We start from the raw sequence: 24,544 nt of genomic DNA on the forward strand, positions 1-24,544 counted from the left end.
TCGTCGGAAACGACAAGACAACGATCCCAAGTCCGTCCACCGAGACATCTACGCGCGTAGGCCCAGAACGGTTACCCTCTTCGGCGTGAACGCTTCAGTTAACCCGGACATCCAGGGCGCCGCCGACAACCCCACTGTCGCCGCCGACGCCGCCGCCACCCGCCTCCGTGAACTCACCGGCGCAGAGACCCACGATGTGGCCCTCGTCATGGGCTCCGGCTGGGCGCCGGCCGTCGACGCACTGGGTACGCCCGTGGCCGATTTCGCCGTGACCGAACTGCCCGGGTTCCCGCCGCCCGTCGTCGAGGGCCACGGCGGCCGCATCCGCTCGTACGCCGTCGGAGGCAAGCGCGCGCTGGTCTTCCTGGGCCGTACCCACTACTACGAGGGCCGCGGTGTCGCCGCCGTCTCGCACGGCGTGCGTACCGCCGTCGCGGCAGGCTGCAAGACCGTCGTCCTGACCAACGGCTGCGGTGGTCTGCGCCCCGGGATGCGCCCCGGCCAGCCGGTCCTCATCAGTGACCACATCAACCTGACGGCCACCTCGCCGATCATCGGCGCCAACTTCGTGGACCTCACCGACCTGTACTCGCCGCGGCTGCGCGCGCTCTGCAAGGAGGTCGACAACACGCTGGAAGAGGGCGTGTACGTCCAGTTCCCCGGCCCGCACTACGAGACGCCCGCCGAGATCAACATGGTCCGGGTGCTCGGTGGCGACCTGGTCGGCATGTCCACGGTGCTGGAGGCCATCGCCGCACGCGAGGCCGGCGCCGAGGTGCTCGGCATCTCACTGGTCACGAACCTGGCGGCCGGACTGACCGGCGAGCCGCTCAACCACGAAGAGGTACTGCAGGCCGGGCGGGACTCCGCCACGCGGATGGGTGCGCTGCTCTCGCAGGTGCTGGAGCGGATCTGAGGCACCTGTTTCCCTGTGGCCTCGATCTCCCCCAGCTACCGCTGGGAGGTGCCCCCAGGGGGCTGGATTCTGCCGACGCCGGGCACCTGTTCAGCCCCTCCGGCAATTGAGGAGCGGGGGCCCGGGGGCGGAGCCCCCACCCACCGTGAGGAACGAAAGGCAGAACCACCGTGCAGCAGGACCTGATCACCCGCGCCAAGACCTGGCAGGCGGAGGACCCCGACACCGACACCCGCGACGAGCTGGCACGGCTCATCGAGGCCGCCGCCGCCTCCGGGGACACCGCCGAGCTGGCGGCGCGCTTCAGCGGCACCCTCCAGTTCGGCACGGCCGGTCTGCGCGGCGAGCTGGGCGCGGGGCCGATGCGGATGAACCGCGCCGTCGTCATACGCGCCGCGGCCGGCCTCGCCGCGTACCTCAAGGCACAGGGCCGGGCGGGCGGCCTGGTCGTCGTCGGTTACGACGCCCGCTACAAGTCCGCGGACTTCGCCAGGGACACCGCGGCCGTGATGACCGGCGCGGGTCTGCGCGCCGCCGTGCTGCCCCGCCCGCTGCCCACCCCGGTGCTCGCCTTCGCCGTCCGCCACCTCGGCGCGGTCGCGGGCGTCGAGGTCACCGCGAGCCACAACCCGCCGCGCGACAACGGCTACAAGGTCTACCTCGGGTGGGGGGACCCCGGAACGGAGTCTGGGGGAGGTTCACAGATCGTGCCGCCCGCGGACACCGAGATCGCCGCGCAGATCGACGCGGTGCGGAGCCTGCACGACGTACCGCGCCCCGAGAGCGGCTGGGAGATCCTCGGCGAGGACGTCCTGGGGGCCTATCTGGCCCGTACGGACGCCGTGCTGACCCCCGGCTCCCCCCGCACCGCCCGCACCGTCTACACGGCGATGCACGGCGTCGGCACGGAGACCCTGCTCGCCGCGTTCGCCAGGGCCGGCTTCCCGGAGCCGGTGCTCGTCACCGAACAGGCCGAGCCCGACCCGGCGTTCCCGACGGTCGCCTTCCCCAACCCGGAGGAGCCGGGCGCGATGGACCTCTCCTTCGCGACCGCCCGCCGCGCCGCCCCCGACATCGTCATCGCCAACGACCCGGACGCGGACCGCTGCGCGGTGGCCGTCCCGTACGAGGGCGACTGGCGGATGCTGCGCGGCGACGAACTGGGCGCGCTGCTCGCGGCGCACCTGGTCCGCCGCGGGGTGACGGGCACGTTCGCCGAGTCGATCGTGTCGTCGTCGCTGCTCGGCCGGATCGCGGAGGCGGCCTCGCTCCCGTACGAGGAGACGCTGACCGGCTTCAAGTGGATCGCCCGCGTCGAGGGCCTGCGGTACGGGTACGAGGAGGCGCTCGGCTACTGCGTCGACCCCGACGGCGTACGCGACAAGGACGGCATCACGGCGGCCCTGCTCGTCGCCGAACTGGCCTCGGTGCTGAAGGCCGAGGGCCGCACACTGCTCGACCTGCTCGACGAACTCGCCGTCCAGCACGGGCTGCACGCGACGGACCAGCTCTCGGTGCGCGTCGAGGACCTGTCGGTGATCGCGGACGCGATGCGCCGGCTGCGCGAACAGCCGCCGACGGAACTGGCGGGCCTCAAGGTCACCAGCGCCGAGGACCTGTCCAACGGCACGGAGCACCTCCCGCCCACGGACGGCCTGCGTTACCACCTGGAGGGCGCCCGGGTGATCGTCCGCCCGAGCGGCACCGAGCCGAAGCTCAAGTGCTACCTGGAGGTGGTCGTCCCGGTGGACTCCATCGGCGAGGTCCCGGCAGCCAGGACCCGGGCGGACCGGGTCCTGACGGCGATCAAGGCGGACCTGTCACGGGCGGCGGGACTGTAGGAACGGGGATCCGGGTGGGGCGGGCCGGAGGGCCCGCCCCACCCGGCGAACTCCGGGGGCCATACTGCTTCTTGTTGCCAGGAGGCCGGGAAGCCAGCAGGCCAGGGGGTCCGGGAATGGGCGAGCTGTACGCACCGATCGAGCCGTACGACAAGGGAATGCTCGACGTCGGCGACGCCAACCTCGTGTACTGGGAGGTCTGCGGCAATCCGGCCGGGAAGCCGGCACTCGTCGTCCACGGCGGGCCGGGGTCGGGGTGCGGCCCGCAGGCACGCCAGTTCTTCGACCCGGACCGGTACCGGATCGTCCTGTTCGACCAGCGCGGCTGCGGACGCAGCACACCGCACGCGAGCGACCCCGCGACCGACATGCGGCACAACACCACCCAGCACCTGATCTCCGACATGGAGCGGCTGCGCGAACACCTGGGTGTCGGCCGGTGGTTGCTGTACGGCGGCTCATGGGGCTCCACGCTGATCCTGGCCTACGCCCAGGCGCACGCCCAGCGGGTGTCGGAGATCGTCATCCCCGCTGTCACCACCACCCGGCGTTCCGAGGTCGACTGGCTGTTCCGGGGCGTCGGCCGCTACTTCCCCGAGCAGTGGGAACGCTTCCTGGCAGGAGCTCCCGGCACACCGCGGGACGGCGACGTCGTCGCGGCCTACGCACGCCTCGCCGAGGACCCGGACGCCGCCGTACGGGAGAAGGCGACGGCCGACTGGTGTGCCTGGGAGGACACGGTCCTGTCCGGGGAGACGAAGGGCGCGTCCAACCCGTACGGCGACCGCCCGGCGGCAGCCCAGCTGGCCCTGGTACGCATCTGCTCGCGCTACTTCTCCCACGGCGCCTGGCTGGAGGAGGGGACGTTGCTGCGCAACGCCCACCGCCTGGCCGGTATCCCCGGCGTACTGATCCACGGCAGGCTGGACATGGGCGGCCCGCTCGACACGGCGTGGGAACTCGCGCGCGCCTGGCCCGACGCGGAGCTGATCGTCGTCAGCGACGCGGGCCATCTGGGCAGCGCGACCACACGCGGCCACATTCTCGGAGCCCTCAACCGGTTCGCCCGCCAGGAATGAGCCCGGTCCGCGCTCTCGGAGTCCGGACCGGACCGCGGACCGAGCCGCAGACCGGGCTGGAAACCGGCCCGGGGGCTCGACCGCCCACCGGATCTACCAGGGCAGGGTGCCCTCGGCGTCGAAGAATCCCCCCGTCGGGCCGTCCGGCCCCACCTGGGCCATGCGCACGATGATCTCGGCACCCTGCTCGACGGTCTGGGTGCCCGTGTTCCCGTTCAGGTCGGTCTTGGTGAAGCCGGGCTCCACCGAGTTGATCCGCAGGTCCGGGAAGGCCTTCGCGTACTGCGTGGTGAGCATGTTGACCGCCGTCTTCGACGCCGGGTAGGCGACACCCGGGTACGCGTACGCCGGGTCGTCCGGGGTGCTGACCCGGGTCAGTGAGGCAAGACCGCTGCTCACGTTGACCACCACCGGGGCAGCCGAGCGGCGCAGCAGAGGAAGGAAGGCGTGCAGGACCCGGACCGGACCGAAGACGTTCGTCTCGAACGTGGTCCGCATCGCGTCGGCTGTCACGTCCGCGGGGCCGAGCACGGTGTTGTTCTCGCCGCGCGTCTCGATCCCGGCGTTGTTGACCAGGACATCGAGCCCGCCCCCGGCCTCGATGACCTCGGCCGCTGCCGCCACGGACGCATCATCGGTGACGTCGAGCTGGACGGCCCGCGCGCCCAGCTCCTCGGCGGCCCGGCGCCCGCGTTCGGCATTTCGGCTGCCCAGGTAGACGGTGTGGCCCGCGGCGATGAGGCGGCGGGCGGTCTCGTACCCGAGACCCTTGTTCGCTCCGGTGATCAGTGTTGTCGTCATGCCTCCACGATGCGGCGCGGGCGGGCGAACAGCCAGGCGTCCCGCCTTCCTGTGACTGCCAGTACCAGGACGATCCACGCGGGTGGGGGCACAGTGGTGGCATGGCGACCACGGAGTTCGGACAGGCGGTGCGGCGCTGGCGCGACCGGGTCTCCCCGGAGGCGGCCGGGCTCCCGGTCGGCGGCCACCGGCGCGCGGCCGGGCTCCGCCGCGAGGAGCTGGCCCTGCTGGCCGGAATCTCGGTCGACTACGTGACCCGCCTCGAACAGGGCCGGGCCGCCAACCCGTCGCTACAGGTCGTCGAGGCCCTGGGCCGGGCACTGCGCCTGTCCGGAGCCGAGCGCGAGCATCTGTTCGGCGCCGCCGGGCTCGTACCGCCGGGGCGGGGCACAGTGCCCGCGTACATCACGCCCGGCGTCCAGCGGATGCTGGACCGGCTGACCGGCACACCGGTCGCGGTCTACGACGCGGCGTGGACGCTGCTGCTGGCCAACCCGCTGTACACGGCGCTGATGGGCGAGTGGCACGGCAAGGACCGCAACGCGGTGTGGCGCAACTTCCTCGGCTCGGGCACCCGCGCCCGCCACACCCCGGAATCCCGGCACGCGCTGGAGATCACGCAGGTTGCCGGGTTGCGTGCGACGGCGAGCCGGTATCCGGCGGACCAGCGGCTGCGGCGCCTGATCGCGGAGCTGCGCGCCGGGAGTGAGCGCTTCGCGGAGTTGTGGGATTCCGGGGCGGTGGATCAGCACGACGCGCCGCACAAGACCATCGATCACCCGCAGGTGGGCGAGCTGACGCTGGACTGCGACCTGCTCAGCGTCTCGGGCAGCGACCTGCGCATCATGATCTACACGACCGAACCGGACACCCCGGACGCCGAGAAGCTCGCGCTGCTCGCGGTCCTGGGTACGCAGGCGCTGGCCGGTCCGTGACCGAAGACGGTCACCGGGGCAGCGGTGTGATCGGGCCCGCGACACAAGGCGGGGCACGTCACAAGCGGGCCCGCGTCACAAGGCGGGGGCGCGGCGGGGCGTCACCCGTAGTGGCGCAGTTCGGGCCACATCGTGCCCCAGGGGCGGCGTGGGCCGGTGCAGACGTAGACGTGGCCGCCCCATTCGACGTTGTGCACGCCGTCGGGGTTGGAGAGGGTGGCGGCCACGCGGACGTGCCGGAAGTACCGGCGCAGATGGGCGGTGTACCCGGGGGCGTGGTCGGGGCCAGGGGCGATGGCCACCACGGTCGTGGCGTGCGGGTTGCCGGGACCCCACCACCAGTCGGTGTTGTGGGCGCTCACGGCGGTGGGCAGCCCGGTACCGCGGCCGAGTTCGTTGACGGCGCCGGCCTCGCCGTAGTCATCCGCGAAAATCACCGCGTCGGCACGCTGCTCGGGCGGGAGCCCGGTCCATATCTGCCGTACGGTGCCGACCAGTTGGGGCCAGCCCAGGGTCTCCCCCGAATTCGCGCTGATGCCGTACGTCCAGGCCACGTCCGAGGGCGGCAGCACCGGCAGCACGATCACGGCGAACATCGCGGCCGAGACGGCGGTTCCGATCATCAGGTCGCGCAGCCGGCCCCGGCGGGAGTACAGCCACCCGTCGAGTCCCACCGCCCCGGCCGCCAGCAGGCACACGTACAGTCCGCCCAGGTAGTACACCTGCGCTCCGGTCGTCACGGCGAACAGCACGAACAGCACGGCGTACGCGGTCACCAGGCACCGCCACAGCGGCCGGCCGGACCGCCGGAGGAACCGCAGGCCCGCCACCCACAGAACCGTCATCACCAGGCAGGACATGCCGAGCTGCCCCACGATCCAGGTGGGGACGTTCCCCAGGCCTCCGTTCTCTCCGTTCAGCGCCCGCGTCATCGCGAACATGGCCCAGCCGTGCCGCGCCTGCCACCACACGTCGGGCAGCACGAGCAGCACCGCGATCGCTGCGCCCGCGAGCAGCCGGCGATCGGCCACGGTCCGCCGGGCCGGGCCGAGCAGCACGGCGGCCAGCAGGACGATCCCGAAAAAAGCCGCGAGGTGGTTGAATTCCGAGCCGAGGCCGACCAGCGCCCCCGCGGCGAGCCACCACCGCGTGTCGCCCGTGCGGTCGATCCGCACGACCACGAGCGCGATCGCGGCCCACGCCAGCACCTCGTACGACGTGGTGTTGGCGACGTGCGCGCCGCCCAGCAGCACGGGCATGGTGCCGGTCGCGATCGCCGCGAGCAGCTGGGCCCGCCGCGCGCCGCCGAACTCCCGCGCGGTCAGCCCGCCCACGACCACCGTGCCCGCGGCGGCCAGCGCGGGCCACAGCCGCAGGCCCGCCTCCGAGACCCCGAACAGTGACAGCGAGACCCTGGCCAGCAACGGCGCCAGCGCAGGCTGGTCCACATAACTCGCCTGGAGGTGCCGGGCGGAGTCGAGGAAGTACAGCTCGTCGATGTGGAAGCCGTAGCGCGGGGACAGCGCCATCAGCACGGCGAAGACCGCCCCCGCGACGACGAACAGTCGCCGGTCCAGCGGTGCGATCCGCCCGTCGGCCTCCCCGGCCTCGTCCGCACGTCCTATGTCAGTCTTGTCCGCCATCCCCGCCGCCCCCGGTCTCTGCCCATCGGTCGCGCCGTCCGCACGGCCGGTGTGCACGGCTCCTCCCGGGCCGCTCGTACCTTATGCACCCGGCCCGCGGGCAGCAACGCGCCCCGGGCGGTGGGTTCGTGGCGGACCGGGACGGGCGGGGAGCGGCCGGGCGCTGAGCGCGAGGACGGTATCCCCGGAGCTCGGCGCCTACCGGAAGCCGAGGTGCGGATCGGTGCCGGTCAGCTCGCCGCTGGCGGCCCACAGACGAGCGGCGACGGCCCGGTCGGCCATGTGGGAGGGGACCGGCTCACGCCGTGGTGTGCCCCGCAGGCCGAAGACCCTCGGCCCCCACAGCTGCCCTCCCCGCACCGCCGGATCGAGGGCGGCACGCACGGCGGGCCATGCTCCGGCGTCCTTGCCCTGCACCAGGAGCCCGGCGGGCAGGGCGCGCAGCCGCTCGCCGGGCGGTGTCACGCGTACCGGCGGGCGGGACGGGGTGAGGGAGTCCAGTGCGCCGCCGGGGTGGGCCACCACACTGAGCACCGTGCTGTCGAGGGCGCGCAGACGCCGGTCAAGTTCGAAGGCGAAGCTCATCTGCGCCAGTTTCGACCGGCCGTAGGTGCGCTTGGGCCGGTAGTCCCGGGTCGACTGCAGATCGTCCAGGTCCAGCCGCTCGGACCGCGCCGCGAAGCTTCCCACCGTTACGATGCGGCCGGCCGGCGCCGCGGACAGCAGGGGGGCCAGCCACTGGGTGAGAGCGAAGTGGCCGAGGTGGTTGGTGCCGAACATCAGCTCGTGGCCGTTCTCGGTTTCCCGACGCGGCGGGTCGTCGAGCGCGACCCCTGCGTTGAGGACCACCGCGTCGAGATGACCGAGGTCCAGCCTGTCCACGGCGGTTTTCAGCGAAGCCAGGTCGGCGAGGTCCAGTTGAAGGTGCCGTACGTCTGCTCCGGCGACGCGCGAGTGGATCGAGGCCATCGCGGCTTCGGCCTTGGCTGCGTCCCGGCTGCCGAGTACGACGAGGGCGCCCGTGGCGGCGAGCTGCTCGGCGACGAAGTAGCCGATCCCGGCGTTGCCCCCGGTGACCAGGAAAGTCCTGTCCTCGGCAGATGGCAGCCGGTGAACGTCCCACTGCGGTCGGCTCTGGGATACGGAAGACACGATGACGGGCTCCTTGTGCTGGGCGTTCCGGGCCTTACGGCGGCCGCGTGCTCACGGCGAGCACCGACCCGTTCAAAGTCGCAGCCTCCACCGACATTCCGCTGACAGATCACGGTCACCGCCGACAGGCTTCCGACACCCGCTTCCGACACCCTCCTCAGAAAAGGGCTGGACCGGACGATGCTCCGGCTTGTAGCTTGCGCTTGCTGACCGCGACACCGCCCAAGGAGGTGAGACCCATGAACGCTGTATCGATGTGGGTGCTCCCCCTTTCCGTCACGGTCGGGCGATTGACGTAGGTATCGCCGGGAGCGCCTCGACAACAAGGCACTCCCGAAAGGCAACACCTATGCACTCTCTGCAGTTCACCGCCGAGTCGTCGTCGAACGGCATGGTCGAGCGCGACTTCACCGTGGGCGGGGTCCCCGGCGTTCTCTGGTCACCGGCCTCCGATGCGGCCGAGCGCGCACCCCTGGTCCTGATGGGCCACGGCGGCGGCGCCCACAAGAAGCATCCTGCGATGGCCGGCCGGGCACAGCGCCTCGTGACCGGCTGCGGCTTCCATGTCGCCGTCATCGACGCGCCCGGTCACGGCGACCGGCCGCGCACCGCGCACGACGAGCAGGAGATCGCCCAGCTGCGCGAGGCGCAGGCGGCGGGCGAGCCGGAAGGCCCGATCGTCGTCCGTTACAACGCCCGCCTGGCGGAGCTCGCCGTGCCCGAGTGGCAGGCGACCCTGGACGCCCTTCAGGGACTTCCGGAGATCGGCACCGACGGTCCGGTGGGCTACTTCGGCATCGCCCTGGGCACCGCGCTCGGGGTGCCGCTGGTGGCGGCCGAACCCAGGATCACGGCCGCGGTATTCGGCCTGATGTGGCCCGATGCCCTGGTCGAGAAGGCGAAGCAGATCACCGTCCCGGTCGAGTTCGGCCTGCAGTGGGACGACGAGCGGATCCCGCGTGAGGCCTGCCTCGCGCTGTTCGACGCCTTCGCATCGAAGGAGAAGACGTTGCACGCCAACGCGGGCAAGCACTTCGACTTCCCCAGGTTCGAGGCCGACAGCGCGGTCCGGTTCTTCGCCCGGCATCTTGGCCGGACGGTGACCTCAGCGGCCTGAAGGTGAGCGGCCGCGGCGTCCGGTGTGTCCACCGGACGCCGCTGCCTTACTTCTGTCTGCTCTGCCTGCTCTGCCTGCTCCTGCTTCCTTCAGACCGAAGGCAGCCAACGGGCAGTCGCACGGGACGCGCAGGCCGGTCAGCCTGTGGGCAGGCCGATCTGGTCGCGTTCGAGCACGGAGCGCAGCTCCGAGAAGATCTGTACGGCCGCCGGTCCTGAGGGACCGCCGAGGACGTCCGCGGTCAGCTCGGCCAGTGTTCTGGTGAAGGTCGCCTCCGCCGCCTCGACCAGTTCCAGACCTCCGGCGGTCAGGTCCAGCAGTGATGAGCGGCGATCCGATGGATTGGTCTGCCGTATGACCCATGCCTGCTTCTCCAGGCGGTCGATGCCCTTGCTGGTCGCGCCGATCCCGATGGCGAATTCGGTGGCGAGGTCCGCCACCCGGGACCCGGGGTGGTCGCGCAGGAAGCGCAGGGACTCGAACTGCGAGGTGACGATCCCGTGCCGCTCGCGAAGGCGGTCGTTCAGCGCGTTGTAGAGCCGTGTCTCGCAGCGGACGAGATCGGCGAAGAAGCCCGGGAGGTCGATCGGGCCACGGCGTGACTTGGATGCCATGGCATATAGTCTAACCTAGATTCCAAGGCATATAGTTCTTTGGCATGCATCTGTGATGGAGGCGGCAATGAGCAGGCAACAGCGCGCGGAGATCGACGCGATGGTCCGACAGCCTCACCCGGAGGGCCCCCGGTCGGTGGAGGAGCTCCGCGCCGGGTTCAGGGCGATGATGGGGAAAATGATCGTCCCGGCCGGTATCCGCACCGGGACTGCGACGCTCGGCGATCGGCCCGCGGTGCTCGTCGAGCCGACCGGCACTCCGAAGGCCGGGACGATCCTCTACTTTCACGGTGGCTCCTACGTGATCGGTTCACCCGAGACGGCGATGTCGCTGACGGGGAACCTGGTGACCAGAACCGGGTTCAGGGCGTTCTCGCTGGATTACCGGCTTGCCCCTGAGCACCCGTTCCCGGCCGCGATCGAGGACGCGCTGAGCGCCTACCGTGCACTCCTCGACAGCGGCGAAGACCCTTCGGCGATCGTGTTCGCCGGAGACTCCGCCGGTGGCGGCCTCACGGTCACGACCTGCCTCGCCGCCCGCGACGCGGGCCTGCCCATGCCCGCCGCCATCGTGGCGTTCTCCCCCGGACTCGACGCGACCCGGACAGGCGAGAGCATGGACACCAGGGCGAGCGCCGACCCGTTCTTCACCCGCGAGGGCCTGGAACAGACCGGAGCCATGTACCGCGCGGGACAGGACCCCCATCAGCCCATGCTCAGCCCCGCCACCCTCGCCGACCTGACCGGCCTCCCCCCGATGCTCCTGCAGGCGGGCACCAACGAAATGCTCCTGGACGACTCCGTACGCACCTCCGCGCGCGCGAGGGACGCCGGGGTGGACGTCATCCTGGACATCACCGCTGACGTTCCCCATGTCTTCCAGGCGTTCGCCGGCGTCCTGGATGAGGCCGACGAGGCACTGGACCGCGCCGCTCTCTTTCTCAGCCAGCACATCCGCACCAGGGACACGGCACGCACGCCGGCAGGCTGAAGCAAGCCGACAGCGAAGGGGAGTTCGCCGATCCGTACCTGCCGATCGGCGGGGGCGCGGCTCACGCCTCGGCGGATGCGCCCGTCGCCGCCGCGATCAGGGCGGCCGCCGCCGCGTGGGAGGTCGCGGCCACCGTGGAGTCACGGTCCATCAGGGCGGAGATACCGGCGCCGTCGTAGAGGAGCTGGAGCTGGTGGCCCAGGGCGTCGGGGTCGGCGGCGCCGGCCTCGGCGGCGAGGCGGGTGAAGAGTGCGCGCATCCAGCCGCGGAAGGCGTCCGCCGCTTCCTGGACCAGCCCGCCGGGGCCGGCCTCGGAGCCGGCGCGGATGAAGGCGCAGCCGTGGAAGTCGGGCCGGTCGAACTGCCGCCCCTGGGACTCGAAGACCGCCAGCATCTGCTCGCGGGGCGTGTCCCGCTCCGCGATCGCCCGGGTGATCCGGTCGACGGTGCCCGCGTGCCGGGTGTCGAGGTAGGCCCGGACGAGCTGCTCCTTGCCCCCGAAGGTGTTGTACAGCGACGCCTTGGCCACGCCCGCGTGCTCGATGACCCGGTCGATCCCGACGCTCTGCACGCCCTCGGCGTAGAACAGCTCGTTCGCGGCGGCGCGCAGACGCTCACGCGCCGACGGCTTCGCGGTGCTCTGCACACTCGCCATGACGGTCACTCCTTCAGACAGATCTGTCTACCATTATGCCCCGGTTGCGCCCCTCTGACCGAGGCCCCACCGAGTCCCCCGCCGGAGGCCACCCCTCAGGCGCTGCCGCCGACCCGCTCGCCCGGCAGGACCGCCGCCCCGCCCCGGCCGCCGCGCACCAGCCCCAGCAGCGCGAACGCCGCGAGGACGATCACGGCGACGCCGTACTCCTGCGCGGTGGCAGTCAGCCCGCCCGCGTGGACGACGAGGAACCCGGCGATCACGGCGGGCACCCCCATGCCCAGATAGGAGACGACGAAGAGCAGCGACAGCACCCCGGAACTCTCGTGCGGCCGGGCCAGCGGCATGACCGTACGGATGCCGCCCTGGAAGCCGCTGCCGAAGCCGACGCCCGCGATGGCGGTGCCGGCGAAGAAGCCGGTGGCGGAGGAGTGGCGGATCGAGACGAGGGTGAGGGCCACCCCGGCTATCAGCGCGAGGATGCCGGTGAGCATGACCGTCCGGGTCGCCGCCTTCCGCAGGACCAGCACCGAGACGGCGGCCACCCCGGCGAGCACGAACAGGCTCAGCCCGCCGATGACTTCGGACCCGGAACCGGTCAACTGCCGTGCGAGGGACGGACCGAGCGACCCGTAAAGACCGGCCAGCGCCCAGACGGCGAACAGCACCGGCGCGGCCACCAGCATCGGACGGCGTACGGCGCGCGGCAGCTTGATCTCCGGCGCCAGACTGGCCAGCGCCCCCGGCTTGCGGGTCACCGTCTCCGCCATCAGCGCGACGGCGACGGCCTGGAGGACGAAGACCGCCAGCAGCCCGAGGTAGACCAGATGCGTGGGGGCGGGCAGGAACTGGACGACGAGGCCGGAGACCAGCGCACCGGTCGCCGTGCCGATGCCCGGGACGACCGCGTTGGTGATCGTGCCGCGCGGCCGGTCGATGTCCATCATCCCGGCCCCGATCGCGCCGAGCGCGGCGCCGGTCGACAGTCCCTGGACGATCCGGGCCACCATCAGCCCCGGCACGCCGCCGGCGGTGGCGAACACGATCATCGAGATGGCCTGCGCCGCCAGCGCGGCCAGCAGCACCGGCCGCCTGCCGACGTGGTCGGAGAGCTTGCCCATGGTGAGCAGCCCGAGCAGTACGGCCACCGCGTAGACGCCGAAGACCACGGTGGTGGTGATCGGGTCGAAGCCCCATTCGGCCTGGTAGACCGCGTAGAGAGGGGTCGGCGCGCTGGAGGCCGCCAGGAACGAGATGGTGATCGAGGCGAGTACGTACAGCGCCACGTTCGGCGGCAGCCGCCGGCCCCGCGCGGATACGGCAGCGGATCCGGAAGCGGAGTCGGAAGCGGAGTCGGAAGCGGAGTCGGAAGCGGAGTCGGCGTCGGGCGCCGTATCCGAGGTGCGCGCCGGTTTGGGTGCCGGGACGACCGAGAGATTCGTCATGACCATTCCCGTCCGAAGGATGAGTAGACCTGTCTGTCTAATCGGCGTACATCAGATTAGACAGACAGGTCTACTCAGGTCAAGCGGGAGAGGGAGGGGCGGACGCCGCTCGGGAATCGATCAGCTAGTTGGCCGGGATGCAGCTGGGCACCTGGTGCACCAGCCTGGTGGCCAGCACCCCCGGCGGGTTGCTCTCCGTGGCCGCGATGAACAGCAGGTGGTCCCCGGGCTGGATGGCACTGGGCTTGATGTCATGGACCCCGTTGCTGTGGAAGCCGGACTGCGGCATCACCTTCAGGAGGCTGCCGTGCGGTGTGCTGCCGGGGTGGCCGGTGGTGTGGCAGGAGGCCGAGGGCGCCAACACCTTCGCGGGGATGCCGGCCTTGTCCAGCGCGGCCTGCAGACCGGGGATGCCCTTCACGTTGAACAGCTGCACGGAGACCATGCCGCCCGGCTTGGACCGCACGGCGTAGTCGGCGTTCACGATGTTCAGTCCGGTGTTCGGGACGCTGTGGGTGCTCGGGGTGTTCTCGGTGCTCCGGGATGCCGGCGCGGCCTGCTGCGCCCCGTTCGACCCGGACACCATCGGGACGGCGACAGCCACAGCGGCAGCCGCCGCAGCAAGACCCACGGTGAGCGCCAGCCCTCGGCGCGGCGCGCGGAACCGGAGCGGAGTCCGGTGGCCGGCGGGGGCGGACAGGGCTGTCGCGCGGACGTTCAGCTCGTCGGCGAGCTGCTGCTTGAAGTGCACGGGGGCGTTCACTGGGCGGCCTCCAGAAGGGTGTCGTGGGTGGCGGCGTGGGTCTGGCCGGCGGTGCGCAGGACCTTGCGGGCGCGGTGCAGTCGTACGCGGGCGGTGGTCGAGCTGATGCCCAGTGCCTGCGCCGCCTCGCGGACCGTGAGCCCGTCCAGGACGACCAGGTCGAGCACCTGACGCAGTGGTTCGGAGAGCGCGGCGTGGGCGGACGCGAACTGCCGGACGGTGCGGTCCGCGTCGATGCGTGCCTCGATGGCGCTGACGTCCGCGTCGTCCAGCAGCCGCCGCCCGCTGATCCGGGCGACCGCCTGCTGCTCCCGGGCGGCGCCGTGGAAGTGGGCGTTGATGACGTTGCGGGATATGCCGTAGAGCCAGGCGACGGGTGCGCCGCGCCGGGCGTCGTAGGTGTGCGCGCCCTCCAGGGCGGCCACGAAGATGTCCGCCGTCAGGTCGGCGGCGAGGTGCGCGTTGTCGACGCGCCGGGTGACGAACCCGAGCACAGCGTCGAATTGCTGCTCGTAGAACGCGGCGAACCCGGCCGGGTCCCGCGTAGGTGGTGCTGTCGGATGCTCCGCTGGCACGGACGGCTCCTCAAGACAGGTCAAAGGTGCGATGCCTTACACCCGGTACTAGTCCGAGGCGCTCCAAAGCGTTACATCCGCAGTCCGCCCGCGTTCGTGCGGCCAACGCCCTGACCACCCGATCTTTGGAGCTTCTGCCAGTACGGGCTCACTGCCGCGTGTGGAGAGACTGTCGGTGTCCGGGAGACATGGACACCACAACGGGAGGGGTGCGCGATGAGCGCGCAGCAGACGTACGACGAGATCGGTGAGGCCTTCGAGGGCTTCAAGGCCCTGCCGCTTGCCCAGTACGTGGAGGCGCCCAGCTTCCTCGGCATGGTCGGGGACGTCACCGGCAAGAGAGTGATCGACCTGGCCTGCGGCACCGGCTTCTACAGCCGCGAGCTGAAACGGCGCGGCGCGGCGGACGTGTTCGGCGTCGACATCTCCGGCGAGATGATCGCCGCCGCAGAGGGTATCGAGAAGACCGGCCCGCTGGGTGTGCGCTACCAGGTCGGCGATGTGGCGGACCTGTCACTCGCGGATGAGCGATTCGATGTGGCGACCGCGGTGATGCTGCTCAACTACGCGGAGACCGTCGAGGAGTTCCAGCACCTGTGCCGCAAGGTGCACGAGGGTCTGAAGAGCGGCGGCGAGTTCTTCATGCTCCACCAGACGCCGGACTACGACTTTTCCGGTCCGTCGCCGCGCCCGTACGGATTCCTCACCGAGCTGACGGGCGAAGAGTCCGGTACCGGGCCCCGGGTGAAGACCACCGCGTTGCTGGAGGGGGTGCCGATCTCGTTCACCTCCGGACTGGCGCGCCGCGAGGTGTTCGAAACATGCCTGGCCAAGGCGGGGTTCAGCGAGATCACCTGGGTGCCGACCGAGGTGTCGGCCGCCGGGATCGCCGCGTACGGCGACGAGTTCTGGGCGGACTACCGCACGAACCCGTCGTTCGAGATGCTGCGCTGCCGCGCCTGACGCCGGATCAGACGGTCAAGGACGGCCCGGCCTCCGGGACTTGCCCGTACCGGCCGGGCCACCGTCACATGCCGAGGCCGGCGAGGAGCCTCCCCAGCCGTGCCGCGAACCCGGCTGGGCCCGGCCTCCCCGTGGGGGCACGGCTACGAGCGCAGGGCTTCGACCGGTTCCATACGGGAGGCCCGCAGTGACGGGTAGAGGCCGGCCAGGAGCCCTACCAGGGCTCCGGCGACCGGGGCTCCGAGGGCGAGGCGGACGTCCAGGACGGGAGTCCACTCCCTGACGGCGGAGACGATCACCACCACGACCATGCCCAGGGCGGCGCCCACGACACCGCCGAGGAGTCCGATTGCCGTCGACTCCGCCAGGAACTGGCCGGCGACCTGCCGCCGTGAGGCCCCGAGGGCGCGGCGCAGTCCGATCTCCCCGATCCGCTCCATGACCGTCACCAGCGTCACGTTGGCGATACCGATGGCCCCGACCACCAGCGAGACCAGCCCGAGGACCAGGAACAGGCCGTTGACATCGCCCTGCACTCCCTTGCGGGCCTTGGCCGGATCGGGCGGTGCCGTCACGGTCAGGGAAGCCTCGGCACCGGGGGCCAGTGCGATCGGCGCCTGGCGGGCGACCTGGTTCGCCGCGCCGAGCGAGGTGTTGATCAGTACCCGGGTCACGGTTCCCAGCCCCATCCGGTCCGCGGCCGTCGTGGGCGGCAGGATCACCGCGGTGGCGAGCTGCTGTTCCCGCTCCACTCCGCCGAGTATCCCGATGACCGTGTACGCCTGCCCCTTCAGGAAGACCGCGGGAGCGTCCTCGACCGAGCTGATACCGAGGAGCCGCGCCGCCTGGTCGCCGAGGACCGCCAGCCGGCCGTGCCGGGCGATGTCCCCGTCGTCGAAGAAGCGCCCGGCGGTCATCCCGCCCCGTACCGCGGCCGGCAGCGCGGAGGACGCGGCGACGACCGCCATCGTCTGGCCGCTGACCGCGCCGGGAGCGACCACGTCGTTGGAACGCACCTCGACGCTCGCGGTCTCCTGGGAGTCCGCGATCGCCGCCACCGACTCGACCCCGGCCAGCCGGCGCACCGCGTCGACACCCGACCAGTCCACCAGCGGACCGGAGTCGGCCGATGCCGCGGAGGGCACCCCCACCGTGACCGAGGTGGCGGTGAGGGCGTCGAACCGGCCCACGATCTGGTTGCCCGCCGTGGACGAGATCCCGATGGTGATGACCAGGGTGGTGATGCCCAGAACGGTGCCCAGCGTGGTCAGGGCGGAGCGCATCGGCCGGGCGAGCACCCCCGCCAGCGCCTCGGACCACAGGTCCCTGAGATCCATCCAGGGGCGCTCGGCGGCGGCCCTGCCCGGTGCCGTGCTCACGGGAGCCGCGGCTTGCACGTCGCGTGTCCTGGACCTCATCGGCGCTCCTCGACGAGACGGCCGTCGCTGATCCTGACCTGCCTGTCGGCCCGCCGGCTGACCGCCTCCTCGTGCGTGATCACCACCAGGGTCATGCCCTGCTCCCCGAGTTGGCCGAAGAGGTCCAGCACCGACTCGGTGTTCTCACTGTCGAGGTTGCCGGTCGGCTCGTCGCAGAGCAGCAGGGCGGGCTCGCTCATCAGCGCCCGGGCGATCGCCACACGCTGTCTCTCACCACCGGAGAGCCGGTCCGGCCGGAAGCCGGCCCGGTCTGCCAGACCCACCCGTTCCAGGGTCTGCTCGGCCCTGGCGGCGCGGCCCGCCCGGCTGCGCCCGGGGCGCGGCCGGCGGTAGGTCTCGGCCAGCATGACGTTCTCGTCCACGGTCCGGTACGGCAGCAGGTGGAAGGACTGGAAGACGAACCCGATCCGGCTGCCGCGCAACGAGGTGCGCTCCAGGTCGCCGAGCGCGTTGGTCTCCACCCCGTCGAGCCAGTAGGTGCCCGAGGTGGGACGGTCCAGCAGCCCCAGGGTGTTGAGCAGTGTCGACTTGCCGGAACCGGACGGGCCGACGATCGACAGGTGCTCACCGCGCCGGACGGTCAGGTGTACGTCCCGCAGGGCATGGACCGGCGGTTCGGAGTCGAAGGTCCGGTCCACGGCGGTCAGTTGGATGACGGTGTCCGCGTCGGGTGCGGCGCAGGACGGCAGAGCGGTCATCGCCCGACCACCACCTGGTCGCCGGCCTTCAGCGCGACACCGGACGCCGGAGTGACCTCCACTTGGCCGTCCGCGGAGAGGCCGGCCTCGACGGGGAGATCCACCACCTTGCCGCCCCGCAGGACCTGCACCCGGGCCTTTTCGTCGGCGGAGGTGTGCAGCGCGGCGACAGGCACCGTCAGCACCTTGCCGTCCGACGAGCCCACCTCAATGGTGACCTTCGCTGATTCGGTGGCGTTCTTGGTCAGTTTCCCCGCCGGTACGGAGATCTGCACCGGTACGGGAGCCGAGGTGCCCTCGCTCCCGCCGTCCGAGGTCCCCTGCTGCTTGCCGGCGTCGGTCGAATCGTCCTTCGGTACGTCGTCGGCGAGTGCCACGACTTCTCCGTCCACCGTCGTGCCGTCGGTGGTCTCCACCCGGGCCCGCATGCCCTTGTGGAGCAACTTGGCGTCCTGGGCCGGGACCACGGCCTGCACCACGACCTTGGAGCTGGTCACCGTGGCGACCGGTCCGGAGGGGGTGTCTCCAGTCTTCGCGGTCGCCTTGTCCAGCCGGGCCGGGAGGTCCGGCAGGAAGACCACCTCACCGGCGGGGACCTTGGTTCCATAACCGGCCTGGAAGGCGGAGAGCGCGGCGTCGGCCGCGTCCAACTGCTGCTGCGCCGACTTGAGTTGCAGCTTCGCGGTGTCCCCTCCTGCGCCCGCGCCGCCGCCTGAACCGCTGCCGGTTCCCTTGGAGCCGCCCGTTCCCTCGGAGCCGCCCGTCCCCTTGGAGCCGCCACCCGGGTTCTGTGCCGCGAGGAGGGCCTGCTGGGCGGTGGTCACCGCCGCTTCGAGCGTTCCCAGCTGCTGCTTGTCGGCGACGGTGGGCTCCATGGCGCGGTAGCCCTTGCTCTTGTACCAGCGGCTCACCGCCGCGGCGTCCGACTGCCCGTACGTCCCGTTGGCCGGGCCGGGGTTGAAGCCCAGCCGGGTCAGCGCCTGCTGGAGCTGCCTGACATCGTCCCCGGAGGCGCCGGGGCCGAGCGTGCGGTACATCGGCACGGTGCCCCTCAGTACCAGGACCGGCCGCCCGCTCACCTGCATCAGTACATCCCCCTCCTTCAGCTCCACTCCGGCGGCCGGTGCCTTGGTGACCCGCTGGGCGACGTCGTCACCGACCCCCGGATTGCCGGACCCGGAGCCGGAGTCCGGAGAGCCGACGAGGCCGGCCAGGGTCACTTTCCGCGGCGATCCGAACCCCACCGAGCCCTGGGCCACCACACTCGCGGTCAGCGAGCGCCGCTCGACCGTGACGGTGACCGGACGAGCCTTCGGCGGCTGGTGCGCGGCGGCGGCATCCGCAGGCGACTGCATCCGCGATCCGGCGAACCAGCCGCCCGCTCCGACCAGCGCCACCGCGGCGACGACGACCGTCAGCTGTCCGGGACGGGTGCCGATCAGCCTGGGGCGCTTCCTCACCCGGCACCGCCACCGCTCGTCGGGGCCTTGAGGAACTTCGGGAAGTAGGCGGCCCGGAACGCCTTGCCGCACTGCAGGTCCTGCATCGCCAGCTCGATGTCCTTGGTGAGCAGAGGGAGAGCGTCCTTCTTGCTCAGCGACTTCCCGGTGTTCCCGTCCTCGCCGACCGGGGAGACACCGCCGGCGCCCGCCGGAGCGGACCCGAGCGCCTGGAGCCTGACCATGTCCCCGATGCCGGTCGGCTGCGTGGTCGTCACGGAGACGCCTTCCTTCCTCAGACACGAGGCGTACGACTGCGCCAGCGCCACCAGCTTCGGATCGCCGTTGAGTGCTTGTGCGTTGGCCTGGTTCTGGCTCGCGGTCCTGGTGCTCCGGTCCTGGGCCGAAGCGGAGCCGTAGGCCACCTTGTTGGCGTCTCCCTGACAGCCGGTCCAGTTCTTCTCTCCGGTCTTCGGGTCGGGGGGAGTGCCCAACGCCTTGTTGTACGAGGTCTTCTGATTGGGCGTGAGCGTTTCCACGTAGGCCGCGTTGGGCGTCTTTCCGGAGTCCTTCCGGGCGCCCGCACTGCCCGGCGCACCGGCGTCGTCGGGGTAGACGATTCCCGAGAAGATCCCGAATCCGTACTTCTGCCGGTACTTCTTCGTCAGCGCGTAGTCCGCCCCGTCGGTGGCCCAGGAAGCGGCGGGATCCTCGGGGGCCACGGGGGTGTAGGTGAAGCCCTGCTTCTTCATGCAGGCCGCGATCGCGTTCTCCAGGAGGTACTGCTTCCTGAGATCGGCGTTCGCGTCGGCGGGAACGTCGAGTTGCCCCGACGATCCGGCCGTGGTCTTCCCTCCGGTCGCCGAGTGGGAGTGCGAGCCGGAGCCGCAGGCCGCCAGCAGCGGCAGCAGGCTCACCGCCGCGGCCAGACTCCGGACAGCGCGGGATCGATTCATTGGCTTCCATCCGATCGAGAGGGGGTTCTGCCTGTGGGGCGCGAAGCACGCGGAGTTCACAGTGGCGCCGGCAGTTCATGGCCATGGGTTCGGCACATGACCGAGCCGTAACGGCCGCCCGCCGTGGCTGCCGGCCCCCGGCGACCGGCGCCGGTCATGCGGGCGGCCCGGTGACGAGGTCACCGCTCTTGTCATAGGGCCAGGCGTTGGCGACACATCCGTGCAGGCCCTTGATCTGCTGCATCATCACGGGGGCCAGTCGTCCGGCACCCCCGCAGGTCACGTGCGAGTAGCCGAGGAAGTGCCCCATCTCGTGGTTGACGATCAGCGCCCGGTAGTCATGGATGGGCCCGTCGAAGGTGGGCGAGCCCTTGACCCAGCGCTTGAGGTTCACCACCACCCCGCCGGGCACCTCGCAGTTGTACTCACCTCCGGTGGACTGGTGGATGCCCGCCCAGCACAGGGAGTCCGCCGTCCCCGGTGTCGCGATCTTCACCGTGAGATCGTGCGGTGCTCCGGCGCTCACCAGCTCGAACGCGTAGTGCGGATTGTGGGTCCAGCCCCGCGGGGCGGCGAGTATCCCGGCGATCTCTTTCGCCGCCTGGGACGCCGAGATGTCGAGGCCGGTCTCGACCTCCACGACGTAGCGCAGCGGGTGGGAACCGCTGCCCGCCTTCGCGCCACTGGCCTGCGCCGTGACGAACGTCCCCCTGCCCGTCGAGGGGACGTCGATCCCGGTCCGGCTCGGGGTGGGGGCCGGCGTGGGGGTGGGGGTCGGCGTGGGAGTCGGCGTCGGAGTGGGAGCGTGAGTGACGTATGTGCTCGGCGGGTGCGGCGCCCCGTTGGACGCGTCGCTCCGCCCGCCCCCGAGGAAATACGTCGCCGGGCCCAGCAGACCGACGGCCACCAGCGCGCCGATCAGCAGGCTCCGGCCCCGGCTGCGCGGACGCCCCCGGCGGTGGGAGGTCCGGCGCCGACGACCGCCGCGGCGAACGGACGCGGTGCTGCCGGCAGGGGGTGCGGATGGTCGCCGTCGTGCCGAATTCATAACAGCTCAAAGTGGCCGGGCCAGTTGACCACCATGAGCCGGAGACATCACGAAATGGTGACGACGCGCGGTTCATGGCGGCTTCCGCCGATTCTGACCGGAAGACCCGCATCCCAGGCCCGTTGTGATCGTTGTGTAACGGCACTCGGTGCGGGTCCTCCACAGGACAGCCACCTCATCCGAGCTGCTTACACTGTCGAAATGCCACGGATTCTGATCGTCGAGGACGACCACGATGTCCGCAGGGCCGTCCAGTTGGGCCTGCGGCATCAGGGGCACGAAGTCCTCGCCGTGGAAACGGGTGAAGAGGGCCTGGAGCAGCTCCGCCCCTTCCGGCCGGACGTCGTCGTACTCGATCTCATGCTGCCCGGCATCTCCGGCCTGGACGTGTGCAGCCGGATCAGGGACCGCGACCAGGTGCCGATCATCATGGTGACGGCCCGGGGCGATGACATCGACGTGGTCGTGGGACTGGAGGCCGGCGCGGACGACTACGTGGTCAAGCCCGTGCAAGCGCGGGTGCTCGACGCACGCATACGGGCCGTACTGCGCAGACAGGATGCGTCGGTACCGGACGGCGCCCGGCCCCGGGTGGAGACGCACGGCGAGCTGGTCGTCGACCGGGCCGGCCTCGTGGTGACCTACCGCGGCGGCCCCGTCGCCCTGGCCCCATCGGAACTGCGGCTGCTGCTGACCCTGTCGGCCTCGCCCGGCCAGGTGTTCAGCCGCCAGCAGCTGCTGGAAGCAGTCTGGGAACACAGCTACCACGGCGACATACGGCTGGTGGACGCCTGTGTGAAGCGACTGCGCAACAAGCTCGGCGAGGGCAGGAATCCCCGCTACGTGCAGACCGTACGCGGATTCGGCTACCGCTTCGGCACCCCATGAGCGGCCCGCCATCCACGCGGACTCGGAAGACCACGCCGACGCGGAGAACCGTGCGGGCACGCAAGGGCGAGCACCAGGACGAGGCCGGCACGGCCGACGAGGGCCGCGCCGCCGTACGGGGAGCCGGCCCCCTGCGGTTCCTCCGGACGACCCTGGCGCGCATCCCGCTCCCCCTGCGTGGTCTGCGCCCTCGCCTGCTGGCGGCCTTCGTCCTGGTAGCCATGGCCAGTGCCCTGGGCACCGGCCTCCTCGCCTTCCGCGAGGCGCGCACGGGGGTGCTTCAGCAGAGCCAGGACTCCGTCATCCACCAGTTCCGTACGAGCGTCGACGCCGTCGCGCCCTACCTCACCACTGCACCGCGCCGGTCGGATCTCCAGTCCGCGGTGAACCAGGTGCTGTACGCGAACCCGTCGTCGGGGTGGCGGGTCATGGGCACCTACGGACGCCTCCGCGCCTATGCGCCGAGCGCTGATTTCGACGAGCCGAGCCCCGCACTGCTCCGGTCCGTGCGGGAGAGACGTGCCGCGGTGTTCCAGCGGGTGAACATCGGCGGGCATCCTCGTCTCGTCGTCGGCATGCCCGTCACGTACTCCTCCGGCGAAGGCACGGAGCCCAGGCTCTCGGGGATCGTGATGTACCTGGAGGTGCCGCAGAACGCCGAAGAGGCGTACGTCAAGGCCATGGTCAGCGGCGTCGAGCGAGCCACCTTGGTGGCCCTCTGCCTCGCCGTCGTCCTGGCGCTGCTCGCCGCGAGCGGCGTACTGCGTCCCGTACGGGCGTTGCGCGGGGCGACGCGCCGGATGGCCGCGGGGCACCTCGACGTACGGCTGGCCGTCACCGGCTCCGACGAACTGGCCGACCTCTCCCGCTCCTTCAACGAAACGGCAGCCGAACTGGAGCGGACCGTCACTGAGCTGCGCCGCCTGGAAGCCCAGGCGCGCCGCTTCGTGGCGGACGTCTCCCACGAACTGCGCACGCCGCTGGCGGCGATGTCGGCGGTCACCGACGTGCTGGACGAGAACGCGCTGAGTACGGGAGGGGAGACCGGTGACGCCCTGCGGCTCATCAGCGAGGGAACGGGCCGGCTGAGCGGACTGGTGAACGACCTGATGGAGATCTCCCGCTTCGACGCCGGGGCGGTCGAACTCAACCGGGACGAGATCGATTTGGCCGAATCCGTACAGCGCACCCTCGCCTCCCGGGGGTGGCAGGGGCAGGTGGAGACCCGGCTGCCCGGGCCGGGTGTGCTCCGCGCGCGCGTCGATCCGCGCCGGCTCGATGTGGTGACGGCCAACCTGGTCGGCAACGCGCTACGGCACGGGGTGCCGCCCGTATGGCTGACCGTGGGGGTGCGGGAGGAAGGTGCGGGCCCGGCGTGGGCCGTCATCGAGGTGACCGACAACGGACCAGGGATCACCGATGAGGCCATGCCGCACGTCTTCGATCGGTTCTACAAGGCGAGTACCTCCCGGACCAGGAGCGAGAGCAGCGGGCTGGGCTTGGCCATAACTGCGGAGAACGTGCGTCTGCACGGAGGGCGCATCCGGGCGGCGAACTCGCCTCATGGCGGCGCGGTGTTCACGGTCGAACTCCCGCTGCGGCTGGACGACACCGATACCGGCGTCGGCGTCGGCGGGGGTGTCCGGTGAGGGGCTCGCGGGCGGCGGCGCTGCTGTTCGGACTCACGTCCGCGGTCACGCTCACGGCGTGCGGAGTCCCCCCGTCCGGTGCCATCGAGGCCGGTGAACCGGCGAGCGGCATCGTCTCCACCAGCGCGCCACCCTCGACGCCTCCCACCATCTCCCTCTTCTTCCTGCACGACGGAGACCTGACGGCCTACCCCCGACGGACCGAGGACACCGAGGACCTCGGAGCCGTTGTCCGTCTGCTGTTCGAGGGGCCGACCGCGAGCGAGTCCGCGACGGCCACCACGGAGCTGCCTCACCTGACGGACGCGATTCGGGTGTCGACCGGCAAAGACGGTTCATTGTCCGTCCAACTCCCCGGTGTCGCGGCCCCGCTGAGCCATCAGGCCATGCTCCAGCTGGCGTGCACGGTGGCTCCGTCGCTTGCGACCACCGCCCCCCTCCCGAAAAGCGAAGCAGTCGGTGGTTCCCCGCGCACCGCGTCCACGCACAGCAGCGTCCATGTGCTCGGGGACGGGTGGACGATGACGCAGTCGCCCTACGCGTGCCCCGTCGCGGACCAGCCGCAGGACGCGCGGAAACACTGACCCCACTGCGGCGCCCGGCACCCCGCCGATCTGCGCCCAGCGCGCTGGGGGCAATTCAGCGAGAAGCCCCACCGTGCACCGCCGCACGATGGGGCAACTCCGAGCCGGTGTACGGCCGGGGGCGGTCAGACGGCGCCGAACTCTCCGGCCTTGACGCCTGCCACGAAGAAAGCGAACGAACCGGCGGCGAGGTCCAGGACCGGGCCACCCGGGTTCTTGGAGTCACGGACGGGAATCGTGCCGCGCGAGGCAACCAGGTTGGTGGCGACCTCAACGCATTCACCACCGTTGTTGCTGTACGAGGACGTGAACCAACGGGGAGCTTCGGTCGTCATGGGGTGCCCTTTCGCAAC

24 protein-coding genes are annotated in these 24,544 nt (G+C 71.2%); 10 read left to right on the top strand and 14 right to left on the bottom strand.

Annotation, left to right across the window (positions count from 1 at the left end; genetic code table 11):
* Positions 1 to 85 precede the first annotated feature (85 nt).
* From OG385_RS10210 to pip, 3 genes are all read left to right on the top strand, one after another.
* Entirely contained in the window at positions 86 to 916 is an 831-nt protein-coding gene (locus OG385_RS10210; protein ID WP_266853855.1) for a purine-nucleoside phosphorylase, read from the top strand.
* A gap of 170 nt (positions 917 to 1,086) precedes the next feature.
* Positions 1,087 to 2,757 (top strand): phospho-sugar mutase, encoded by a 1,671-nt coding sequence (locus OG385_RS10215; RefSeq protein WP_266853857.1) that lies wholly within the window; start codon positions 1,087 to 1,089, stop codon positions 2,755 to 2,757.
* Between the two features lie 116 nt (positions 2,758 to 2,873).
* Positions 2,874 to 3,836 (top strand): prolyl aminopeptidase, encoded by a 963-nt coding sequence (gene pip / locus OG385_RS10220; RefSeq protein ID WP_266853859.1) that lies wholly within the window; start codon positions 2,874 to 2,876, stop codon positions 3,834 to 3,836.
* A 93-nt stretch (positions 3,837 to 3,929) separates the two neighbouring features.
* On the opposite strand, the gene OG385_RS10225 is transcribed toward pip, so the two are convergent.
* Complete coding sequence (locus tag OG385_RS10225; protein ID WP_266853862.1) at positions 3,930 to 4,637, bottom strand: SDR family NAD(P)-dependent oxidoreductase; 708 nt, start codon at positions 4,635 to 4,637, stop codon at positions 3,930 to 3,932.
* Positions 4,638 to 4,738: 101 nt separating this feature from the next.
* On the opposite strand from OG385_RS10225, the gene OG385_RS10230 reads away from it, so the two are divergent.
* Entirely contained in the window at positions 4,739 to 5,572 is an 834-nt protein-coding gene (locus OG385_RS10230) for a helix-turn-helix transcriptional regulator (protein ID WP_266853864.1), read from the top strand.
* Positions 5,573 to 5,673: 101 nt separating this feature from the next.
* On the opposite strand, the gene OG385_RS10235 is transcribed toward OG385_RS10230, so the two are convergent.
* Both OG385_RS10235 and OG385_RS10240 read right to left on the bottom strand, forming a co-directional pair.
* The gene (locus OG385_RS10235) at positions 5,674 to 7,215 is read right to left on the bottom strand and encodes a glycosyltransferase family 39 protein (protein ID WP_266853866.1); all 1,542 of its coding nucleotides are present in this window, start codon (positions 7,213 to 7,215) and stop codon (positions 5,674 to 5,676) included.
* 198 nt (positions 7,216 to 7,413) lie between these two features.
* On the bottom strand, positions 7,414 to 8,367 hold the full coding sequence (locus OG385_RS10240; RefSeq protein ID WP_266853868.1) for an SDR family NAD(P)-dependent oxidoreductase: 954 nt from the start codon (positions 8,365 to 8,367) through the stop codon (positions 7,414 to 7,416).
* Positions 8,368 to 8,716: 349 nt separating this feature from the next.
* Between OG385_RS10240 and OG385_RS10245 the strand changes: the two genes are divergently transcribed.
* Entirely contained in the window at positions 8,717 to 9,484 is a 768-nt protein-coding gene (locus OG385_RS10245) for an alpha/beta hydrolase (protein WP_266853870.1), read from the top strand.
* A gap of 137 nt (positions 9,485 to 9,621) precedes the next feature.
* Here OG385_RS10245 and OG385_RS10250 read toward each other — a convergent pair whose 3' ends face one another.
* Positions 9,622 to 10,098: a MarR family winged helix-turn-helix transcriptional regulator gene (locus OG385_RS10250; protein ID WP_266853872.1), complete on the bottom strand. Its 477-nt coding sequence runs from the start codon at positions 10,096 to 10,098 to the stop codon at positions 9,622 to 9,624.
* Between the two features lie 67 nt (positions 10,099 to 10,165).
* Here OG385_RS10250 and OG385_RS10255 point away from each other — a divergent pair, with 67 nt between their 5' ends.
* Complete coding sequence (locus OG385_RS10255; RefSeq protein WP_266853874.1) at positions 10,166 to 11,089, top strand: alpha/beta hydrolase; 924 nt, start codon at positions 10,166 to 10,168, stop codon at positions 11,087 to 11,089.
* 61 nt (positions 11,090 to 11,150) lie between these two features.
* On the opposite strand, the gene OG385_RS10260 is transcribed toward OG385_RS10255, so the two are convergent.
* The 4 genes from OG385_RS10260 to OG385_RS10275 all read right to left on the bottom strand — a co-directional run bounded on the left by OG385_RS10260 (position 11,151) and on the right by OG385_RS10275 (position 14,527).
* On the bottom strand, positions 11,151 to 11,744 hold the full coding sequence (locus OG385_RS10260; RefSeq protein WP_266853876.1) for a TetR/AcrR family transcriptional regulator: 594 nt from the start codon (positions 11,742 to 11,744) through the stop codon (positions 11,151 to 11,153).
* 95 nt (positions 11,745 to 11,839) lie between these two features.
* Positions 11,840 to 13,189, bottom strand: a complete 1,350-nt coding sequence (locus OG385_RS10265) for an MFS transporter (RefSeq protein WP_266853878.1) — start codon at positions 13,187 to 13,189, stop codon at positions 11,840 to 11,842.
* Positions 13,190 to 13,313: 124 nt separating this feature from the next.
* On the bottom strand, positions 13,314 to 13,952 hold the full coding sequence (locus OG385_RS10270) for a hypothetical protein (protein ID WP_266853880.1): 639 nt from the start codon (positions 13,950 to 13,952) through the stop codon (positions 13,314 to 13,316).
* Positions 13,949 to 14,527 (bottom strand): RNA polymerase sigma factor, encoded by a 579-nt coding sequence (locus OG385_RS10275; RefSeq protein WP_266853882.1) that lies wholly within the window; start codon positions 14,525 to 14,527, stop codon positions 13,949 to 13,951. The genes OG385_RS10270 and OG385_RS10275 overlap by 4 nt, the downstream gene beginning before the upstream one ends.
* A gap of 216 nt (positions 14,528 to 14,743) precedes the next feature.
* Between OG385_RS10275 and OG385_RS10280 the strand changes: the two genes are divergently transcribed.
* Positions 14,744 to 15,490 carry a bifunctional 2-polyprenyl-6-hydroxyphenol methylase/3-demethylubiquinol 3-O-methyltransferase UbiG gene (locus tag OG385_RS10280; protein ID WP_266853884.1) on the top strand — a complete coding sequence of 249 codons (747 nt, stop codon included), beginning with the start codon at positions 14,744 to 14,746 and terminating at the stop codon, positions 15,488 to 15,490.
* 143 nt (positions 15,491 to 15,633) lie between these two features.
* On the opposite strand, the gene OG385_RS10285 is transcribed toward OG385_RS10280, so the two are convergent.
* The 5 genes from OG385_RS10285 to OG385_RS10305 all read right to left on the bottom strand — a co-directional run bounded on the left by OG385_RS10285 (position 15,634) and on the right by OG385_RS10305 (position 20,929).
* Entirely contained in the window at positions 15,634 to 16,908 is a 1,275-nt protein-coding gene (locus OG385_RS10285; protein WP_266853886.1) for an ABC transporter permease, read from the bottom strand.
* The gene (locus tag OG385_RS10290) at positions 16,905 to 17,627 is read right to left on the bottom strand and encodes an ABC transporter ATP-binding protein (protein ID WP_266853888.1); all 723 of its coding nucleotides are present in this window, start codon (positions 17,625 to 17,627) and stop codon (positions 16,905 to 16,907) included. Before OG385_RS10290 ends, OG385_RS10285 begins: the two co-directional genes overlap by 4 nt.
* Positions 17,624 to 19,087 (bottom strand): peptidoglycan-binding protein, encoded by a 1,464-nt coding sequence (locus OG385_RS10295; RefSeq protein WP_266853890.1) that lies wholly within the window; start codon positions 19,085 to 19,087, stop codon positions 17,624 to 17,626. Before OG385_RS10295 ends, OG385_RS10290 begins: the two co-directional genes overlap by 4 nt.
* Complete coding sequence (locus OG385_RS10300) at positions 19,084 to 20,022, bottom strand: hypothetical protein (RefSeq protein WP_266853892.1); 939 nt, start codon at positions 20,020 to 20,022, stop codon at positions 19,084 to 19,086. Before OG385_RS10300 ends, OG385_RS10295 begins: the two co-directional genes overlap by 4 nt.
* Positions 20,023 to 20,176: 154 nt before the next feature.
* Positions 20,177 to 20,929: a DUF3152 domain-containing protein gene (locus OG385_RS10305; RefSeq protein ID WP_266853894.1), complete on the bottom strand. Its 753-nt coding sequence runs from the start codon at positions 20,927 to 20,929 to the stop codon at positions 20,177 to 20,179.
* A gap of 342 nt (positions 20,930 to 21,271) precedes the next feature.
* On the opposite strand from OG385_RS10305, the gene OG385_RS10310 reads away from it, so the two are divergent.
* Genes OG385_RS10310 through OG385_RS10320 form a run of 3 tightly spaced genes read left to right on the top strand, consistent with a single transcriptional unit; the run spans position 21,272 to position 24,191 of the window.
* Entirely contained in the window at positions 21,272 to 21,958 is a 687-nt protein-coding gene (locus tag OG385_RS10310) for a response regulator transcription factor (RefSeq protein WP_266853896.1), read from the top strand.
* Complete coding sequence (locus OG385_RS10315; protein ID WP_266853898.1) at positions 21,955 to 23,607, top strand: cell wall metabolism sensor histidine kinase WalK; 1,653 nt, start codon at positions 21,955 to 21,957, stop codon at positions 23,605 to 23,607. The genes OG385_RS10310 and OG385_RS10315 overlap by 4 nt, the downstream gene beginning before the upstream one ends.
* Positions 23,604 to 24,191, top strand: a complete 588-nt coding sequence (locus OG385_RS10320; RefSeq protein ID WP_266853900.1) for a hypothetical protein — start codon at positions 23,604 to 23,606, stop codon at positions 24,189 to 24,191. Before OG385_RS10315 ends, OG385_RS10320 begins: the two co-directional genes overlap by 4 nt.
* Positions 24,192 to 24,316: 125 nt before the next feature.
* Here OG385_RS10320 and OG385_RS10325 read toward each other — a convergent pair whose 3' ends face one another.
* Complete coding sequence (locus OG385_RS10325) at positions 24,317 to 24,526, bottom strand: DUF397 domain-containing protein (protein WP_266853902.1); 210 nt, start codon at positions 24,524 to 24,526, stop codon at positions 24,317 to 24,319.
* Between the last annotated feature and the right edge of the window lie 18 nt (positions 24,527 to 24,544).

Origin of the sequence: Streptomyces sp. NBC_01306 (assembly GCF_026340465.1) — a bacterium.
In the GTDB taxonomy this organism is placed as follows: Bacteria; Actinomycetota; Actinomycetes; order Streptomycetales; family Streptomycetaceae; genus Streptomyces.

Excerpts from the sequence above, each read along its gene's own strand:
- OG385_RS10280 (WP_266853884.1), top strand. The coding sequence starts at position 14,744 with ATGAGCGCGCAGCAGACGTACGACGAGATCGGTGAGGCCTTCGAGGGC.
- OG385_RS10260 (WP_266853876.1), bottom strand. The coding sequence starts at position 11,744 with ATGGCGAGTGTGCAGAGCACCGCGAAGCCGTCGGCGCGTGAGCGTCTG.
- pip (WP_266853859.1), top strand. The coding sequence starts at position 2,874 with ATGGGCGAGCTGTACGCACCGATCGAGCCGTACGACAAGGGAATGCTC.
- OG385_RS10235 (WP_266853866.1), bottom strand. The coding sequence starts at position 7,215 with ATGGCGGACAAGACTGACATAGGACGTGCGGACGAGGCCGGGGAGGCC.
- OG385_RS10310 (WP_266853896.1), top strand. The coding sequence starts at position 21,272 with ATGCCACGGATTCTGATCGTCGAGGACGACCACGATGTCCGCAGGGCC.
- OG385_RS10255 (WP_266853874.1), top strand. The coding sequence starts at position 10,166 with ATGAGCAGGCAACAGCGCGCGGAGATCGACGCGATGGTCCGACAGCCT.
- OG385_RS10245 (WP_266853870.1), top strand. The coding sequence starts at position 8,717 with ATGCACTCTCTGCAGTTCACCGCCGAGTCGTCGTCGAACGGCATGGTC.
- OG385_RS10290 (WP_266853888.1), bottom strand. The coding sequence starts at position 17,627 with ATGACCGCTCTGCCGTCCTGCGCCGCACCCGACGCGGACACCGTCATC.
- OG385_RS10285 (WP_266853886.1), bottom strand. The coding sequence starts at position 16,908 with ATGAGGTCCAGGACACGCGACGTGCAAGCCGCGGCTCCCGTGAGCACG.
- OG385_RS10325 (WP_266853902.1), bottom strand. The coding sequence starts at position 24,526 with ATGACGACCGAAGCTCCCCGTTGGTTCACGTCCTCGTACAGCAACAAC.
- OG385_RS10300 (WP_266853892.1), bottom strand. The coding sequence starts at position 20,022 with ATGAATCGATCCCGCGCTGTCCGGAGTCTGGCCGCGGCGGTGAGCCTG.
- OG385_RS10315 (WP_266853898.1), top strand. The coding sequence starts at position 21,955 with ATGAGCGGCCCGCCATCCACGCGGACTCGGAAGACCACGCCGACGCGG.
- OG385_RS10225 (WP_266853862.1), bottom strand. The coding sequence starts at position 4,637 with ATGACGACAACACTGATCACCGGAGCGAACAAGGGTCTCGGGTACGAG.
- OG385_RS10230 (WP_266853864.1), top strand. The coding sequence starts at position 4,739 with ATGGCGACCACGGAGTTCGGACAGGCGGTGCGGCGCTGGCGCGACCGG.
- OG385_RS10250 (WP_266853872.1), bottom strand. The coding sequence starts at position 10,098 with ATGGCATCCAAGTCACGCCGTGGCCCGATCGACCTCCCGGGCTTCTTC.
- OG385_RS10265 (WP_266853878.1), bottom strand. The coding sequence starts at position 13,189 with ATGACGAATCTCTCGGTCGTCCCGGCACCCAAACCGGCGCGCACCTCG.